The sequence below is a fragment of the Arthrobacter sp. CJ23 genome (genome assembly GCF_024741795.1).
Classification (GTDB): Bacteria; Actinomycetota; Actinomycetes; order Actinomycetales; family Micrococcaceae; genus Arthrobacter.
This window is the reverse complement of sequence record NZ_CP102950.1, coordinates 748741-764667: the sequence shown is the minus strand read 5'-3', so window position 1 is coordinate 764667 and position 15927 is coordinate 748741. Positions and strand designations below refer to the sequence as shown.

At 65.3% G+C, this 15927-nt stretch carries 24 protein-coding genes and 1 tRNA gene; 14 read left to right on the top strand and 11 right to left on the bottom strand.

Translation table 11 applies throughout. The features are described 5' to 3' along the window. Positions 1 to 97: 97 nt before the first annotated feature. Genes NVV90_RS03505 through NVV90_RS03495 form a run of 3 tightly spaced genes read right to left on the bottom strand, consistent with a single transcriptional unit; the run spans position 98 to position 2621 of the window. Positions 98 to 1483, bottom strand: a complete 1386-nt coding sequence (locus NVV90_RS03505) for a pyridoxal-dependent decarboxylase (RefSeq protein WP_258439813.1) — start codon at positions 1481 to 1483, stop codon at positions 98 to 100. 38 nt (positions 1484 to 1521) lie between these two features. Beyond that, positions 1522 to 2199 (bottom strand): HAD-IA family hydrolase, encoded by a 678-nt coding sequence (locus NVV90_RS03500; protein ID WP_258439812.1) that lies wholly within the window; start codon positions 2197 to 2199, stop codon positions 1522 to 1524. Between the two features lie 44 nt (positions 2200 to 2243). Then, positions 2244 to 2621 (bottom strand): VOC family protein, encoded by a 378-nt coding sequence (locus NVV90_RS03495; RefSeq protein ID WP_258439811.1) that lies wholly within the window; start codon positions 2619 to 2621, stop codon positions 2244 to 2246. 138 nt (positions 2622 to 2759) lie between these two features. Here NVV90_RS03495 and NVV90_RS03490 point away from each other — a divergent pair, with 138 nt between their 5' ends. Beyond that, a complete protein-coding gene (locus tag NVV90_RS03490) occupies positions 2760 to 3155 on the top strand; it encodes a RidA family protein (protein WP_258439809.1) in 396 nt (131 codons plus the stop codon). Between the two features lie 11 nt (positions 3156 to 3166). Here the strand turns inward: NVV90_RS03490 and NVV90_RS03485 are convergent, their stop codons facing one another. Continuing rightward, entirely contained in the window at positions 3167 to 3505 is a 339-nt protein-coding gene (locus tag NVV90_RS03485) for a hypothetical protein (protein WP_258439808.1), read from the bottom strand. Between NVV90_RS03485 and NVV90_RS03480 the strand changes: the two genes are divergently transcribed. Next, the gene (locus NVV90_RS03480; RefSeq protein ID WP_258439807.1) at positions 3498 to 3773 is read left to right on the top strand and encodes a hypothetical protein; all 276 of its coding nucleotides are present in this window, start codon (positions 3498 to 3500) and stop codon (positions 3771 to 3773) included. The two genes, NVV90_RS03485 and NVV90_RS03480, sit on opposite strands and share 8 nt — an antisense overlap. A gap of 277 nt (positions 3774 to 4050) precedes the next feature. Here the strand turns inward: NVV90_RS03480 and upp are convergent, their stop codons facing one another. After that, positions 4051 to 4686: a uracil phosphoribosyltransferase gene (gene upp / locus NVV90_RS03475; protein ID WP_258439806.1), complete on the bottom strand. Its 636-nt coding sequence runs from the start codon at positions 4684 to 4686 to the stop codon at positions 4051 to 4053. 23 nt (positions 4687 to 4709) lie between these two features. On the opposite strand from upp, the gene NVV90_RS03470 reads away from it, so the two are divergent. Continuing rightward, complete coding sequence (locus NVV90_RS03470) at positions 4710 to 5219, top strand: nucleoside deaminase (protein ID WP_258439805.1); 510 nt, start codon at positions 4710 to 4712, stop codon at positions 5217 to 5219. 63 nt (positions 5220 to 5282) lie between these two features. Here NVV90_RS03470 and NVV90_RS03465 read toward each other — a convergent pair whose 3' ends face one another. Beyond that, positions 5283 to 5564 carry a hypothetical protein gene (locus NVV90_RS03465; protein WP_258439804.1) on the bottom strand — a complete coding sequence of 94 codons (282 nt, stop codon included), beginning with the start codon at positions 5562 to 5564 and terminating at the stop codon, positions 5283 to 5285. A 523-nt stretch (positions 5565 to 6087) separates the two neighbouring features. Here NVV90_RS03465 and NVV90_RS03460 point away from each other — a divergent pair. Both NVV90_RS03460 and NVV90_RS03455 read left to right on the top strand, forming a co-directional pair. After that, positions 6088 to 6543, top strand: a complete 456-nt coding sequence (locus NVV90_RS03460) for a hypothetical protein (protein WP_258439803.1) — start codon at positions 6088 to 6090, stop codon at positions 6541 to 6543. 57 nt (positions 6544 to 6600) lie between these two features. Beyond that, positions 6601 to 6987, top strand: coding sequence for a VOC family protein (locus NVV90_RS03455; RefSeq protein WP_258439802.1), 387 nt, complete (start codon positions 6601 to 6603; stop codon positions 6985 to 6987). Between the two features lie 30 nt (positions 6988 to 7017). On the opposite strand, the gene NVV90_RS03450 is transcribed toward NVV90_RS03455, so the two are convergent. The 3 genes from NVV90_RS03450 to NVV90_RS03440 all read right to left on the bottom strand — a co-directional run bounded on the left by NVV90_RS03450 (position 7018) and on the right by NVV90_RS03440 (position 9731). Beyond that, positions 7018 to 8229 carry a winged helix DNA-binding domain-containing protein gene (locus tag NVV90_RS03450; RefSeq protein ID WP_258439800.1) on the bottom strand — a complete coding sequence of 404 codons (1212 nt, stop codon included), beginning with the start codon at positions 8227 to 8229 and terminating at the stop codon, positions 7018 to 7020. Between the two features lie 65 nt (positions 8230 to 8294). Further along, a complete protein-coding gene (locus NVV90_RS03445; RefSeq protein WP_258439799.1) occupies positions 8295 to 8687 on the bottom strand; it encodes a 6-carboxytetrahydropterin synthase in 393 nt (130 codons plus the stop codon). Positions 8688 to 8690: 3 nt separating this feature from the next. Then, positions 8691 to 9731, bottom strand: coding sequence for a zinc-binding alcohol dehydrogenase (locus NVV90_RS03440; RefSeq protein WP_258439798.1), 1041 nt, complete (start codon positions 9729 to 9731; stop codon positions 8691 to 8693). A 134-nt stretch (positions 9732 to 9865) separates the two neighbouring features. Between NVV90_RS03440 and NVV90_RS03435 the strand changes: the two genes are divergently transcribed. Further along, positions 9866 to 9955, top strand: a tRNA-Ser gene (locus tag NVV90_RS03435). A gap of 61 nt (positions 9956 to 10016) precedes the next feature. Here the strand turns inward: NVV90_RS03435 and NVV90_RS03430 are convergent. After that, positions 10017 to 11150, bottom strand: coding sequence for a site-specific integrase (locus tag NVV90_RS03430; RefSeq protein ID WP_258439797.1), 1134 nt, complete (start codon positions 11148 to 11150; stop codon positions 10017 to 10019). A 2-nt stretch (positions 11151 to 11152) separates the two neighbouring features. Next, positions 11153 to 11734: a helix-turn-helix transcriptional regulator gene (locus NVV90_RS03425; protein ID WP_258439796.1), complete on the bottom strand. Its 582-nt coding sequence runs from the start codon at positions 11732 to 11734 to the stop codon at positions 11153 to 11155. A gap of 88 nt (positions 11735 to 11822) precedes the next feature. Between NVV90_RS03425 and NVV90_RS21015 the strand changes: the two genes are divergently transcribed. From NVV90_RS21015 to NVV90_RS03390, 8 genes are all read left to right on the top strand, one after another. Beyond that, positions 11823 to 12029 carry a helix-turn-helix transcriptional regulator gene (locus NVV90_RS21015; RefSeq protein WP_396125339.1) on the top strand — a complete coding sequence of 69 codons (207 nt, stop codon included), beginning with the start codon at positions 11823 to 11825 and terminating at the stop codon, positions 12027 to 12029. 661 nt (positions 12030 to 12690) lie between these two features. Then, a complete protein-coding gene (locus tag NVV90_RS03420; protein ID WP_258439795.1) occupies positions 12691 to 12942 on the top strand; it encodes a hypothetical protein in 252 nt (83 codons plus the stop codon). Continuing rightward, positions 12939 to 14048, top strand: a complete 1110-nt coding sequence (locus tag NVV90_RS03415; RefSeq protein ID WP_258439794.1) for a helicase RepA family protein — start codon at positions 12939 to 12941, stop codon at positions 14046 to 14048. The genes NVV90_RS03420 and NVV90_RS03415 overlap by 4 nt, the downstream gene beginning before the upstream one ends. 196 nt (positions 14049 to 14244) lie before the next feature. Continuing rightward, entirely contained in the window at positions 14245 to 14400 is a 156-nt protein-coding gene (locus tag NVV90_RS03410; RefSeq protein ID WP_258439793.1) for a hypothetical protein, read from the top strand. Then, positions 14397 to 14681 carry a hypothetical protein gene (locus NVV90_RS03405; protein WP_258439792.1) on the top strand — a complete coding sequence of 95 codons (285 nt, stop codon included), beginning with the start codon at positions 14397 to 14399 and terminating at the stop codon, positions 14679 to 14681. The genes NVV90_RS03410 and NVV90_RS03405 overlap by 4 nt, the downstream gene beginning before the upstream one ends. After that, complete coding sequence (locus NVV90_RS03400; protein WP_258439791.1) at positions 14678 to 14926, top strand: hypothetical protein; 249 nt, start codon at positions 14678 to 14680, stop codon at positions 14924 to 14926. The genes NVV90_RS03405 and NVV90_RS03400 overlap by 4 nt, the downstream gene beginning before the upstream one ends. Before the next feature lies 1 nt (position 14927). Then, positions 14928 to 15566, top strand: coding sequence for a hypothetical protein (locus NVV90_RS03395; RefSeq protein WP_258439790.1), 639 nt, complete (start codon positions 14928 to 14930; stop codon positions 15564 to 15566). Positions 15567 to 15570: 4 nt separating this feature from the next. Next, positions 15571 to 15726: a hypothetical protein gene (locus NVV90_RS03390; protein WP_258439789.1), complete on the top strand. Its 156-nt coding sequence runs from the start codon at positions 15571 to 15573 to the stop codon at positions 15724 to 15726. The last annotated feature ends 201 nt before the right edge of the window (positions 15727 to 15927 follow it).

Below are 15927 nucleotides of genomic sequence, written 5' to 3'. Positions count from 1 at the left end.
TTTCCTTCGAGCCTAGGCAGCCAGGGCCAAGCATGGATAAGACCTAAATTGCGTGGACGGATAAGCGTCCCTTATGGCCGGCCGGCCGCTCCCGCGCTTACGGCTCCGCCTCGGCCGCCCTCCGGACGGCCTCCACGGATTGCGCGACGTCGGCGGCGTCCGTGGACCAGTTGCTCACCGAGATCCGCAGGATGTCCCGCCCCCGCCATTCGGATCCAGACATCCACACCGCGCCTCCCGCCATGAGCCGCTGGGTGATGCGCCGCGTGCGCTCATCGCTGCCAAAGCTGACGGAGACCTGGGTGAAGACGACGTCGTTGAGGATCTCCACCCCTGGAATGCCGGACAGCCCCTCTGCCAACGCGCGGGCGTTGCGGGCCAGCCCTTCAACCATGGCGATGGTTCCCGAACGTCCCAGCTGCCGGAGGGCAGCCCAGACCGGGATGCCGCGGGCGCGGCGGGACATTTCGGGGACTTTCTCGAACGGGTCTCCGGGCCCGGCCTCGGTGGCGATCAAGTAGCTGGTGTGGACGCTGAATGCCCGCCTCACGGCATCCGGGCGTGAAACGATCGCCAACCCACAGTCGTAGGGAACGTTGAGGGTCTTGTGGGCATCCGTCGCCCAGGAGTCCGCTGTCTCCACTCCTGCCAGATGCTTGCCGAGCTCCGGACTCACCGCTGCCCACAAGCCGAAGGCGCCATCCACATGCACCCAGGCACCGCGATCGTGGGCCACGGCGACGGCTTCGGCCATAGGATCAAACGCCCCTGAATGCAGGTTTCCCGCCTGCAAGCACACCAGGGATGCCCCGGGCTGCTGGTCCATGGCGTCCGCGAGCGCAGCCGGCAGGATCCGCCCTTGCTGGTCCGTATGGACCGGAACACAAGACCCCAAGCCGAGATACCGCAGGGCCAGGTCCACCGCGGCGTGCCGTTCCCGGCCGGCAAACGTGGTGATTGGCGGCGCGCCGTTCAGCCCCAGGTCCGCGAGGTCCCAGCCGGCTTCATCCATCAGGTATTGGCGCCCTGCAGCGAGCCCCACGAAGTTGGCGGTAGTGGCTCCGGTGGTGAATCCGACGTCGGACCCCTCAGGAAGGTGCAAAAGGTCCAGCAACCACGCCGCGGCGGACTCCTCGATGGCGGCGGCGGCGGGCGTCGCGAAACGCAGGCCGGCGTTTTGGTCCCAGGCCGTGACCAGCCAGTCGGCCGCCATGGCGGCCGGCAGCGTCCCGCCCATGACCCAGCCATAGAACCGCCCGGACTGGATCGCCATCAAACCGGGCTCGGCCAATGCGGCGAGCTCGTCAACCACGTCGGCGGCATCGGTGGGTCCATCGGGGAGCCGCGGGGGGAGACTGGCGGCGACCTGATCGGCGTCGGACTCAGGACGGACAGCTCGCTCTGGGACGGACGCGAGCCAGTCTGTGGCGTGGGCCATGGCCCGTTCCAGTGCGGCACCATAGGCGTCCGGCAGCGCAGACATGCGGACAGCCTACTCCCGTGCACACGGGCGGAACAGGGTCAGATGGCGAGGCTGATGAGGTGACCGCCGTCGTCGTCCTTCACGGCGGTGACCGTGACGGCTGAGTAGTCCCGGATCCGCCACATGCCCGGCTCCAGTTCCCCTCCGGCGTCGCCCACCACAACGGTGCGCATCCCGGCCGCGCGGGCGGCGGCAATGCCCGCCGGCGCGTCCTCGAAAACCACGACGTCGGCGGGTCCGGCGCCCAGCAGCGCCGCGGCTTTGAGGTACCCCTCCGGATCCGGCTTGCCGCGCGTGACGGCCTCGGCGGTGACCGCCGTCGTCGGCATGGCAAGGCCGGCGGCCCGCATGCGGACGTCCGCCAGGATGCGGTCCGCGGAGGTGACCAGAGCGATGGCCTCGTCCGGAAGCGCCGCCAGCAGGGCGGTAGCGCCCGGAAGGGCGATGACGCCGTCCGTCCGTGTGCGCTCCATTTCGCCGAGCTCAGCGGTCAAGGCGGCAAGATCGGCGCCTGCGGGCGCGAACCTGCGGACCGTGTCCCCTGCCTGCACGCCGTGCGAGGTCCGCAGGATCTCCTCGATGTCCAGGCCATGGCGCTCGGCGAACTCGGTCCAAACTTGCTCCACAACCGCAGTGGAGTCCACCAACGTTCCATCCATGTCAAAGAGGACAGCACGGACGGTCAGCACGGCGGCTTGCTCGGCAGGATGGCTCATCCCTCCATCCTGCCGCATGGGGTGGTGATGGAGTGGACGTGTGACTAGCCGTTGGGCCGGCCCGGGAGGTACTGCACGGCCCATTTGTTGCCGTCCGGATCGGAGAAGTACACGAAGTGGCCCCAGTCCTGGATGTCCACATCGCTGACGTCCACGCCGTTGGCCTTGAGGTGGTCGTGGGCTTTGTGGATGTCGCTGACCACCATCTGCAGGCTGGGGGCAGTGCCCGGAGGGGCGTCGTTGAGCCCCTCGCCGATGCAGATGGAGCACGCGGAACCGGGCGGGGTGAGCTGCACGAAGCGGAGGCCGTCCATGGGCCGTTCGTCGTAGTCGGCGTTGAAGCCGACCTTGTTGACGTAGAAATCCTTGGCGACGTCCACGTCCGACACGGGCACAAACACAAGTTCAAGTTTCCAGTCCATGCGCCACAGGCTAGCGGCGGAGGCGGGAAAGCGGTAGAGGTCAATCGTTAGCCGCACGATGCTCCTGCCGGTCGCGGCGGCGGGCCTGGATCGCCTTTCACAGTCATACTTGGTTCAGATTCTGCAACGAGGAGTGCCATGACCACCCGCGATTTCACCTTCAGCAAGAAGCTCTTCCAATCGAGCGCACCGTTCTCACATTTCGTGCGGTCCGGCGACCTGGGCTTTGTCTCAGGCATCATCGCGCAGGATCCCCGAATGGGAGGGTTGGTTTCAGAGGATGTCTCCGCTCAGTGCCGTGCCATGATCGGGAATCTGTCAACGTTGCTCAACGAGGTCGGTCTCGGGCTGGAGAATGTACTTCGGACCACCGTCTATTTGCTTGACTATGCCGACTTCCATGACATCAATGCCGTCTACGCGGAGGAATTCACAGCGCCGTTTCCAGCCAGAACCACATTGCAGGTTGCCGGACTGCCACTCGGTGCCCGTGTGCAGATTGATGCTGTAGTCAGCGTTCCGTCCGCCGCCTGAGCAGACCCGGACTAGCGGGCCGGGCGGCTGGGCGTTTCGAGGCGTTCACCGTTGGGGCCCACATTCTTCCTGTTCTGCAGGTGCTCGGGCAACGGTGCAGGGTTCCCCGCGGCATCACGGTAGATCTGGGCTCCTCGCGTGCTTGGAGCCGTCGCTTGGGTCCCGTCTCTGGGACGGATCACGGTGCTCGGCTCCAGGCCGCCCGGATTCTTGGGCCGCCAGGAAGACACCTTCCACGCAGGGCCTGCCGCAATCAGCTCGAATTCCTGTTCGTAAACGTAGACCTCGTCGGGCGACGGGAATCCGTCCGAGTGCGGTGCATAGGCGATGTGCGTTTGTTCGGTGATCACGGCGGTTGCCCTGCCGTCCGAGATCTTCAAGGCCGTCATCCGCACATCGCTGGCTGGTGCCGGTGTGGACGACGCCGAAGGTCTTCAGCTGCGGCCGGCGCTCACGCAGCAGCGCCATTTCCCGCTCCGCCAAGGCAATGGCACCGGGGTCGAAGACCTGCTCCAAGGCCTGTGCCTCCGGAGCCTCGGCGCCGGAGACAAGCTGGCTGTTCCGAGTTTCCACTGCCTTCACCACAGCATCGCGGATGGCCGGCGCCTCAGGGCTTGACAGCTGAGATTCCGAGGCGGTCCAGGAACCCGTGGCGCATGCCGTGAGGAGCGCGGCCGCGCACACTGCCGTCACGAGGCCCGCCGCTCCCGCGGAGAATTCCCTGAACCCCATGTGCGTCCCCATCCGCTGTGACCACGCCCGGCCACGGTTGTCCGGTCCAGCCACACAGTATGTTGGCGTCCCCCGGCTGTCCAGAGCGGCGCCGGACCCAGCCGGCCCGAACACAAAAGCGGCGGCCCCGCCATGGGGACCGCCGCCGTCGTACGTTGTGGGATCAGCCAGCCACGCCGTAAAGGCGGTCGCCGGCGTCGCCCAGGCCCGGAACGATGTAGGACTTTTCGTTGAGCTTCTCGTCGATGGAGGCCAGCACGATCTTGACGTTGGCGTCCGAGAGCTCTTCTTCCAGCTTGGCCAGGCCCTCGGGGGCGGCGAGCAGGCAGATGCACGTGACGTCCGAGGCGCCGCGCTTGAAGAGGAACTTGATGGCCTCGCGCAGGGTGCCGCCGGTGGCCAGCATCGGGTCCAGCACGAAGATCTGGCGGCCCGTGAGGTCCTCCGGAAGGCGCTCGGCGTAGGTGATGATGTCCAGGGTCTCTTCGTCGCGGGCCATGCCCAGGAAGCCGACCTCGGCGGTGGGGACCAGCTTGGTCATGCCCTCGAGCATGCCGAGCCCGGCACGCAGGATGGGGACCACCAGCGGCGTGGGCTTGGTGAACGCAGTCCCGATGGTCTTGGTGACCGGGGTTTCGATTTCCACCGGCTGGGTCTTCACCTCGCGCGTGGCCTCGTAGGCCAGCAGCGTGACGAGTTCCTCGGTGAGTTGCCGGAAGACCGGTGACGGAGTGTTCTTGTCCCGCAGAACGGTGAGCTTGTGAGCGACCAGCGGGTGGTCCACGACGAGTGTGCGCATGCCTCCAAAACTATCATTGAGCTATGAGCACCAACGAGCTTTATCACGCAGAACACATTGCCTGGATGGGGCTCGCCCTGGACGAAGCCCGCCTGGCCCTGGAGACCGAGGACGTGCCGATCGGCGCGGTGGTGCTGGGGCCCGACGGCGGTGTGCTGGGTGCCGGCCGCAACGAGCGTGAGGCGCACGGGGACCCGACGGCGCACGCCGAGATTGTCGCCATCCGCGAGGCGGCTGCTGCCCTGCAGCGCCATGCGCTCGAGCTGGGCGAGGGCGGCGACGGCTGGCGGCTGGAGGACTGCACACTGGTGGTCACCCTGGAGCCGTGTGCGATGTGTGCCGGGGCGATCGTGCTGGCGCGGATTCCGCGGGTGGTGTTCGGCGCCTGGGACGACAAGGCCGGTGCCGCAGGCTCGGTGTTCGACATCCTGCGCGAGCGCCGCCTGAACCACTGGGTGGAGGTCTACCCCGGCGTCCGCGAGGAGGAGTGCGCGGCCTTGCTGCGCGACTTCTTCGCCGCGCACCGGGCGTAGCTGCCGGAGCACACGGTGGAGCGGCAGGCGGCGGACGGCAACCAGCGAGTCCTGGGATTGGGCCTATCCGGCGAGCGGATCGGCGGTCTGCCCGGCACCGCGTGCGGCCTGGTTCCGGCGCCAGCGCCGCAGCAGGTCCATGCCGGCCAGGAACCCGGCGACGGGCGTCAGGACCACGGAGGCGTAGACGAACAGCATCCAGCCGAGCGCGAGCAACGGTGGCTGGTTCAGCCTCAGCATGGACAGTCCGCCCATGAGGCCGACGATCCAGAAAAGCAGCACGGCAAAGAGCACGGTGGCTGCCGGAAAATACTCACTGGACACGGCCTTCTTTACGGTTTCCACGACTGTTCTTTCTATGAGCCCTGGCAGCCTGCCGGGGAAGGGTTCTGTGGGGGACTTCTCCAGTATGCGGCCCGTCCGAGGCCGAATCCGCACAGACTCAGCGGACGTGATGAAACTAACCTTCCGGCCCTCTCCGGCAGCCGGAAATCGCCGGAATTCGAAGGAATCTCAACGATGTTGTCAACGCGATTCCAGCGGATCAGTCATCTACCGAAGGCGAAGAGAGGGTGCCGCGAAGCAATCCAGGGAACTCACCCACCAACTGGAGAACCGGGCGCACGGATCCTGCCGGGCTGACGGCGCGCCTAGGGCGTGCCTGGCAAAGGTTGGGCGTTCTGGCTGGAACTCTGGTCCCGTGTCGCGTTTTCAGTTGCTCTCGACCGAGCCCGTCCGCGACCGCAGACGGCCGACCCCACCGGGACGGGGCAATGCGACGGTGGTCGGAAATGGCCGTGAAGTACAATCGCGGTGAGGGCGAAGCGCCAGGCCGAGATTCCGGCACCGGTGTAAGGGAGGGGCCAAGATGTTCTCGATGTTCGGTTCGAAGAAGCAGAAGCAGAAGCTCAACGATATGATGGCGCAGCTCAGGCCCGACTTGAGTCGGGAGTCGCTCGGCGTCGGCCCCGACTTCCCGGGCGTCGCCCCGAATCCGCTGCTGAGCAGTAATGCAAGGAAGCGCAATGCGGAACTGCGTACGGGGGCGCTTGCGCTCGGCGTCCTCGTCGACTGGCGGGAGGTCAATAGCAATCCACGCGTGGTCCTGATGTTCGACGTGGAGACCGCCGACGGCGTCTCGTTCCGCGGTATCGCAGACGAAAGCCTCACGATCACCGCGCTCACCCGACTCGCCCCAGGACAGACGTTGCCCGTGCGCTACCGGCCGGCCGTCATGGACCACTACGTCGCCCTTGCCCGGGACGCGGACCCCGCCCAGGTGCAGCAGCTCTCTGAGAAGATCGCGAGCCGCAAACGGACCTGACCCGAAGCCACTGGCCGGGTCCCAAGGGGCCCGTCCCCGAAACCATGAGGTCAGGACATGACCATCGCGTTCAACCACACCATCGTCTACGCCACGGACAAGCACCGTTCCGCGGAGTTCCTGGCACGAATCCTGGGACTGCCGGAGCCCCGGCCCATGTGGTCCTTCCTGACCGTGACCTTGGAGAACGGCGTCACGCTGGACTTCCTTGAGGCCACGGGGGAAATCTCCCCGCAGCACTATGCCTTCCTGGTCAGCGAGGACGAGTTCAGCGGCATCTTCGAACGCCTCCAGGCCGAGGAGATCCCGTATTGGGCAGACCCGGCACGCTCGCGTCCACAGCAGATCAACCACAACGACGGCGGCCGGGGCGTCTACTTCTGCGACCCGGACGGGCACTTCCTCGAGGCGATCACGCGGCCGTATGGCTCCGGAGCGGCCTGACCGCTCTGGAGACGCCTGGCTCTGCTGGGTTCAGCCGTTGGCGGCGTCCAGCGCGTCGATCCTGTCCTGGCGCGACGCCGGCGAGTCCAGGCTGAAGGAACGGAAGTCGCCCAGCTCCTCGCGGATCCACGCCTCCACCTCGGCGATGCGCTTGCTTACGGCCGCGGTGGGCTTGGCGAACGTCCACGCCGCGATCCGTTCCTTGCCGGGATCGTACTGCCACAGCCCGATGATCCGGCCGCGGTCCAGGATGGGGTGGTCCGGCAGATCGGCCTGCAGCGCGAGCGTGGTGTCCAGGACCTTCTTGCCCCGGTCCTCGTCCTCGAACATCTCCCCGGAGTTCCGTCGGTGCAGCACCAGTGAATCCGTCCCGGCCAGCAGCTGGATCTGTTCATCGGCAGGTGCCTCAAAAGCAGCGAGCTTCTCGACGTCGTCGGGCAGCATCCAGAGCACCTCACCTGCGGCGGTGGCCACCTCCACGGCCCCGACGTCGGCCAGCGCCTTTTTGCTTTGGGCGACCGTGAACGCCGTGAACCACTGGCTCTGCTTCAGCGTGGCGCCGCCGGTCCAGCGGAGGTAGCGTTCGAGCAGGAGGCGGCGGGCGCCGTCGTCGTCGACTGTGCTGGGCGGCAACTCCCAGGCGGTGTACGCGTAGCGCTGCTGGTCCAGTCGGCCGTTCACGGGCACGCGGCGGATGCGGCCGTCGGCCTGCAGCAAGCCCAGGGCCGTGGGCAGCGTGGTGGACGCGCCCTTCTTCTTGCCTTCCTCGCCGAGGCTGCGCACGGAATCGCCGAGTTCGTCCCGGAGCTGCTTGGGGTCCAGGGGATCGCTGGCCTCCTTGAGGGCGTGCAGCACTTCCTCCTCGAGCAGCGTGATCTCGTTGCGCTCGACGCCCATCCGCGCCAGGACCTTGAAGGGCGCGACGGCGGCGTCGCGGCCCAGCTGGAGCCCCCAGGCGTAGTCGGCCTGGCCCAGGACGTAGGTGCAGCCGCGGGCGGTGGGGAGTTCGTGGATTTTCAGGGCGGCGACGTCCCGGTCCGCCTGTTCGCGGCCGATGCCGGCCCGGGAAAAGAGCGTCAGATAGGGGTTGGCGCCGCCCACCGAGCGGGCCCAGCCGGCGTGGTGCAGGACGTCCTCGGAACTCTTGCCCAGCAGCGAACCGTCCAACCCCTGACAATGCCAGGCCCAGGCGCGCAGGCGTTGCGGGGTGAGCGAAGCGGAATGGGGCACTGTGGACGTCATGGCCCCATTCTGCACCCGACTACCGACAACGTGGGAGCACCTGCCGCTTGCTGGCTGGCCGCCTGCTAGTCGAAATCCAGGGAGAAGGACGCCCAGGCGTCGGGATGCTCCCGGAGCAGCACGTCCACTCCGGCGAGCGCACCGCCGTCGGGGGTTGGACGGACCCGTGCCGCGACGGCCTGGGCGATGAAGCGGGCCAGCACCTCCGTCGTCGTGAGCTGTCCCGTGAAGTCCGCATGCTCGTCCAGGTTCCTGTAATTCAGGCCGTCCAGCACCGCGTCCACCATGGTCCCGGCCGCGCCGATGTCCAGCACGATCGCGTCCTGGTTCAGCTCCGCGCGCCGGAACGTCACCTCGGCAACGAACGTGGCCCCGTGCAGGCCCTGCGCCGGTCCGAAGACCTCCCGCGGAAGGCTGTGGGCGATCATCAAGTGGCGCCGGACGGTCAGGCTGAACATCGGCTACTCCCCTTCGTGGACGGGCTCTGCGGGCTCTGCGGGCTCGACGGCGGGTGGCGGGTATTCGATGAGGTGGCACAGCGCGTCCCGCCGGCCGGCCGCAAGCTGCTCAATGGTTCCGGGGAGGTCCGCGAAGTCGGACGTGCCGCTGAGGAAGGTGTCGAAAACGGGGTCGCGGAGCAGCGAGACGGCGAGCGCCAGGCGGTCCGCGTTGCTCCGGCGGTGCCGCCGGGCCCGGGCCACCACGCCCACCTGGCTGGCCCGCACGGACAGGCGGCGGGCGTGGAAGTCCTCCCCCAGCGGAAGGCTCACGCGGCGCGTGCCGTACCAGGACAGCTCGATGATCTCGCCATCGGTGCCGCACAGCTGCAGGCAGCGTTCCAGGCCCGGCTCACTCGCCGAGCAATGGAACACGATGTCACAGTCGGCAAGGGCCTCCTCCGGGAGCGCGAAGTCCACCCGCAGGGCGTCCGCCAGCTCCCTGCGCCGGGGGTCGACATCGACCAGCTGCAGCCGACCCAGCGGGAAGCGCGTGAGGAGTGCGGCCAGCACCCCGCCCACCAGCCCGGCCCCGACGACGGCGATCCTGTCGCCGATCCGCGGTCCGGCTTCCCAGAGGGCGTTGACGGCAGTCTCCACAATGCCGGTGAGCACGGCGCGCCTGGCGGGGACCTCGGCGGGAACGGCGGTCAGCGCGTCGACGGGCACCACGTACCGGTCCTGGTGGGGGTGGAGGCAGAACACGATCCGGCCGGCCCAGCCTTCCGGGCCATCCTCGACCACCCCCACCGACAGGTAGCCGAACTTCACCGGCGAGGGGAAGTCCCCCGTCTGGTGGGGCGCGCGCATGGCCTCAGCCACACGGTCCGGCACGCCTGCCTTGTGGACCAGAAGCTCCGTGCCCCTGCTGATGCCGGAGTAGAGGGCACGCACCAAGGCCTGGCCTGGGTCCGGTGCCGGCAGCTCCTCAACGCGGAGCTCACCCGCACCCGGCCCCACGGTCCAGTAGGCGGTTGCTTGGCGGCGGGGCTCTGACTCGCTCATGCTGCCTATGAATCTAGACCCGGGCGGACGCCAATGTAAGGGCTGGGCGGTGGCCGGCGCAGTCCGTCCGCGTCGGCGGGCGGCGAGGGGCCGTTTTGGGGATCTTGCGGTAACTCCGGTAACCTATTCCAGTTGGTGACGTGTCCGAGCGGCCGAAGGTGCAACACTCGAAATGTTGTTTGGTGTAAAAGCCAACGTGGGTTCAAATCCCACCGTCACCGCCAAATAGCAAGGCTCCGATTCCCTTTGTTTACAAGGGAACCGGAGCCTTTGCTTTGCCCGGAGTCAGGTGTTTGCCCACATTTTGCCCACACTCGCCAGAGAGACGGCGTGATCCAGAGCGTCTGAAACTGAATCCAGATCCCCGTCGAACAGGTCCGCGTAGACGTCCAGGGTCATCGCGGCCGAGCTGTGCCCCAGCATCTTTTGCACGGCCTTGACGTTGGCGCCGGCCGACACTGCGAAGCTCGCGGCCGAGTGCCGCAGGTCATGCGGCGTGATCCTCGGAACCCCGGAACGCTTCACCGCACCGGCAAACCAACTCATATTGTCCTCATGCACCCGCGCCAGCCGCAAATGGTGCCCATCCTCGCCAGGGAACACCAGATCATCCCGCCCCTTGCCCTCGCACTGTTGCGCCAGGCGCTCGCCAAGGAACCTCGGGAACGGCACCGTCCGTTTCTTGTGGTTCTTCGGCGTCCCCACCTCAATCACGGATCCCACCTGGACGGCGTTCTCTTCGATCATGAATCGCCGCCTGAGCATGTCCAGGTGCTTCACCCTCAGTCCAGTAGCTTCACCCCACCGCAGGCCGCAGTAGGCCAGCACCAGGACCAGCGCGGGGTACTTGCTGACGCCGGCCAGGGAATGCACCTGCTCATGGGACAGGTAGACGTGAGGTTTCTTGACCTTCCGGGGCAGCGACACTCCGCGGGCCGGGTTACTCAGCGCTCGCCGGTCTGCCACGGCGTCATCAAGGATCGCGGCCAGGACACCATAGGCCCGGATCACGAGTGTGGCCCCCTTGGGCTTTCGCGGCGGCACGGCCGTCTTGTCTCCGGTGGTCATTTCGGAGACCCATTGCTGCACTGCCGTCCGGCGCACGTCTGCGACGGCGGTACTCCCCCAGGCAGGCAGCACGTGGTTACGCCAGGCGGATTCAACGGGCCTGTAGGACGACGGTTTCAGATGCGTCTGCCGAGCCAGCCACGCGGCCCCCAGCTCGCCTATGAGCGCTTTCGCGGCCGTGGCGTCGATGAACTCCCCGCGGGCCTTGGAAACCTCCACGCTCGCCAGGAACAGCTCAGCATCCCGCTTGGTCCTGAACCCTCGCTTGTCCGTCTGCGAACGGTCAGGCTTCCGATAACGAACCCGGTAACGCCGGCCCGCCGTCGTCTCGTAGGGCTCAATCGTTGCCATGACTAGTACTTTTCGACGCGCGGTGGGGAGTCAGGAAAATCGCCGCGAAGCGCTCGTTCAAGGATCTGGGCCTCAGCGGTTCGGCGCTGATGCAACCGCTCCAACACCTCGTTGTGATCCAAGCCCGCGTATACGGCCGAATCCTTCATAACTCTGTGCTCTTTTACCTGAACTCCCGCCTCGTTGGCCATGACGTTCAGACGTTCTCGACTTCCGATGAGGGCAGCTTGCCGCTGATAGTAAACCGCTACCGCATGGGCCAGTTGCTCAACACCGTCAAGGAGCTCCATCAGGGCCAGGTCAACCTCGCTCTCCAGCCGGCTTAGGCTGTCACGCTGGAAGAGAGTCTGAATTGGCACTTCCAGTACCAGGGCGAGCACGGTCGCCTCCTCCACCGTTGTGGGCCTATCTCCGCGCTCCAGCTTGGCAATCATCGTTTGGGTTAGATGAACCTTCAGTCGCCTTAGCTCATCAGAGAGTCCCTGTTGAGTCAGACCAAGCTCTTGGCGCAATTCTCGGACATTCGAGCCGAAGAGCTTTCGTACACCCAGCGCATCGCTTTCATCAATATTCCTCACAGACATACGTTCATTGTCTCACTGGGCTTGACGAGATCACAACCAGTGGGCACAATAGTTGTGAGGGAACTTTTTTGATAGTTCTCCTGAACTAATGGGAGGGACGTTGGAGGATCATCTCCACAAGCCGCCGGCCGTCGCCGAGTTCCTGGGGACCACCGAGGGCAGCTTGGCGCAGATGCGCTACAGGGGCCAGGGCCCCCGATTCATCAAACTCGGCCCCAAGGCCGTCCGATACCGAGAATCAGACCTCACAGCCTGGCTGGATCAGCAGACCCGCCAGCAAACAGGCGCGGCGTGATGACCGAGCCGGAGAACGTCGCGGAGGCCAAGGCCAGGTTCACGGGCCAGCGCGTCCAGTTCGTGGGCATGTTTGGCACCACAGCCGGGCCCATAGCAAAAGTGTGGAGGGTGACCAGCAAAGGCGTCTGGGTGACCCTAGACGGGAGCCGGCAACAGTGGCATACCGAAGATGTCCGGGTAGTCCATCCGGCAAAGGAAAAAGCGGCCCCGGAATGATCACTTCGCCAAGTGATAACCGGAACCGCTTCACAAGATAATCAACCAAACCCAAGAAAGTTGATCATTATGTCTACCACCATGATGCCAGAATCCGCCGTCAAAGTCGATGGAGCCCCCGAACTGCCGGGCCCCGCAATGACCCAGATAGCGGCGCAGTATCTCACCGCGTTCCTCGGTTCCATCCGCCCGGACTGGGAACCCAGGGAACTGATACGACACCTCCAGAGCGCTGCATACCCGGCTGGGGAGCCGCACCGGAGTTCCGCGGACGTCGCAATTGCAGCCATCAGCGCAGCAGTCGCCCATCCTTTCACGCCGCTAGCTGACTTCGATGAAGGATTCCTCCTGCGGTAACCCAACCTGCCCGTCGCGGAGATGAGCGCCCGCGACGGGCACCCCCAAAAGACACTGTTGTTTCGTCCCACACCTTTAGGACAGAGATGCGCAAGCACCAGCCCACGCTCACCGAGGCACCGAGTCTCCCGACCACCGATCACCGCAAGGTCCGCCACGGATGGCCCGACCACGAGTACGCCAGGTTTCTGTACACCGGCGACCCACTACGCGCCTACTGCGGTTACCACATCGCCGCGGAACGCGTCCGCTGCACAGACGTCTGTGACCAGCCACTCCCCGTCTGCCCCGACTGCCTCAAAGCATGGGCAAGAATCAACCAGAAGGCAGCGGCATGACGACGATCCCCGAATATTTCCGCGCCGACGCGTTCGAAGACGACAACCCATCCAAGCTACGCAACGCCTTCACCGCCGATTGGCTTATGGCGCAGGAATTCCCCGCTGTGAACTACGTAGTGGATGGCATCATTCCCGAAGGGCTGACTCTATTGATCGCGGCCCCGAAGATCGGCAAATCCTGGATGGTCCTAGGGTTGGCCATGGCAACCAGCACCGGCTCCCCGGCGCTCGGGTGCGTGCCAACCAAGGCGGCCCCAGTGCTCTACATGGCGCTTGAAGATGGACCTCGCCGGCTGCAATCCCGGATGAAGGTTCTGAACGTCCGCAGCGTGTCATCGCGGCTAACGTTTATCACGCAGGTTCCCCGCGGCGACATGCTAGCCACCATCCGAGAGTTCATGGACCGACACCCAGGCGAAAACCCTGTAGTCATCCTCGACACGCTCGGCAAGGCGATGCCGCCCGCAGTCGGAGGCGAAACCCAGTATGACAGGGACTATCGCGTCCTAGGCGGGTTGAAGGCCCTTGCGGACAATAACCCCGGATCCAGCGTAATCATCGTGCACCATACACGGAAGATGGACGGCGCGGACTTCCTGGACGCTGTAAGCGGCACTCAGGGCATCGCTGGGGCGGCTGACACGATCATGCTGTTGAAGCGCTCACGGCATGAGTCGCAAGCTTCGCTACAGGTCACCAGCCGTGACGCTGCCGAGGGTGAATACATCCTCGAGCAGGCCGGAACGGGCAACTGGGTACTTGCAGGCGGATCCCGCGCCGAAGCCGCCAAGGCGGCAATGGAGTCCCGTTCCGTGGAAGGCGTCGATACGGTCATGGCTGACGTGATCGCCGCCGTGAACCAGACAAAGCAGGACGTAACACCGGCTCAAGTCTCGGCACTGGTTGGCTCCATCGATGGCAAGAGGGCAGGAACATATCTCGCCAGAGCCGCCGATGCGGGGCGGATCCGCAAGACGTCGCGTGGAAAGTATGCCTCCGTCAACAGTGTGGAAAGTGTGGAAAGTGGAAACGAAGATCTAGACGACTTTCCACAATTCCACACATTCCACACACCCACAGATCAGGACGGGGAGGCGGCGTGACTGACGCGGAACTGACTGAGTACTACAGGTTCCAAGCAATCCACTGGCGGAACCTGGCACTCACGTACAAACAGCAGCTCGACGCTAACCGAAACACACCCACCCGCGAACCCCACCACGGGCGTCCGCTGCACCGAGACCCCACCGCTCAGGCCGCGATCCGGAACGCCACCCGAGAACAGAAAGGACAGTAGCCATGGCTTACGACTGGACCGAAAAACAAATCTCCCAATACGACTACCCGGCGATGGCCACCGTGTACCGACTCAAGTTCGAACACGAGGCCCGCCGCGCCGCTTACCTCCTGCGCCGCCTCGAACGATACGAAACCGCCCAGGAGCCCACCAAATGACCATCAAACGGAACACCCCGCAGGACGCCACCCAGCACGCCCTGAAACTCGTCCTGGCCGCCGCCGAAGAAGACTGGCCCACCTACAAGGCGCTCTGCGTCGACGTGAACCGCCGCAACGTACGCTTCGCCGGCGACGTGATCCTGGCCATGACAGTCATCTCCGCGAACGCCGTCAAGACCGCGCACCCCGATAGCTGGAACGCATTCCTGCGGCTCAACATCCACGACGTAGACATCGACCCCGCCCAGTGGGGACCGGACACGAAAGACAACAAATGACGAGACACAACCTATTCACCGCTTGGCGCGAGAACTACGCCAAGAACTACAACGACGGCGAAAGCCTCCGCGTCATCCCCGCACAGATCAACCACCAAACCGGAAACACCCCCGGAGTGGCCATCTTCGTCGGATCCAGAGTGACGCTAGTCCTCACGGCAGAACACGCCTACAGCCTCGCAAATGGCATCGCAGACACCCTAGAAACCCACCCAAACCGGGTAACCACCAAGCAGGAGAACTAACATGACACGCCCCCATCTTCGCCCGCACACCGGCTACGACCGATCCACCGAACCCCTGAGCCGGCCCACCACGGACCTACTCCCCGAAATCTTCGCCACACTCTTCGCGGACGCCGACAAATACAGGGAACAGGGCAGCCGCGCCGAGCAGGAGCTCAAACGACTGGCCGAGCCAGCCCGCGACACGGAAGCCAAACAGGCCGACGACCAGGCAGCAGCAGCCGCCGTAAGGGACGGCAACCCAGCCCCCGCCCGCATCCACGAAGCACAGCTAGTCACAGACAGGGAACAGGCCATAAGGAACATGGCCGCATACCCCGGCATCATCGCTGACACTACCAACGCCATCCACGAGGCACGCGCCGAACTCCGCGAACACCCGGACCATGGCAAAGAAACCGCCAAGATCAAGGCCAAGCTCAAGACCGACCTCGAGAAAGCGCAAGCCACCTACCAAGCGTTCCTCGAATCCGAAGCCCGCGACGCATGGATCGAAACAGCAACCCCCATGCGCCCCCTCCGGAACCTCGTGAATCCAGCCGATATTGTCCACGACCTCGAACGCGGATACATCACCGACCAAACAGCAGGAACAACCGTCCTCGCCAACCTCCACACCGCACTCACCCGGGAGAACTGAAACCATGCCAGAAGACCACCGCAGCCCAGCCGCCCGCCTCCGCCAGCGTATCGCCGCAACACCCCGCACCACCGTGGACGCCCAAGGCCGACCCACCCAACGCTACGTCTACACCTACGACGAACACGGCAACCTCATCAAAGCCGAACCCGTCGAGTGACACAGCTAGGCGAACCCGGTGACGCGCACCACATCACCATGAATCCCTTCATCTCCTATAGGGACGGGTACGGGTTTGGACCCAGGAACCAGCGCGAGCAATGGATCAGCGAGTGTAGCTGCGGCTGGTCCGCTGTCAACGTCACCGCCGCACTCGGGGAACAACGGGCGATGGCACACACCAACCACCCCGGAACCTGAA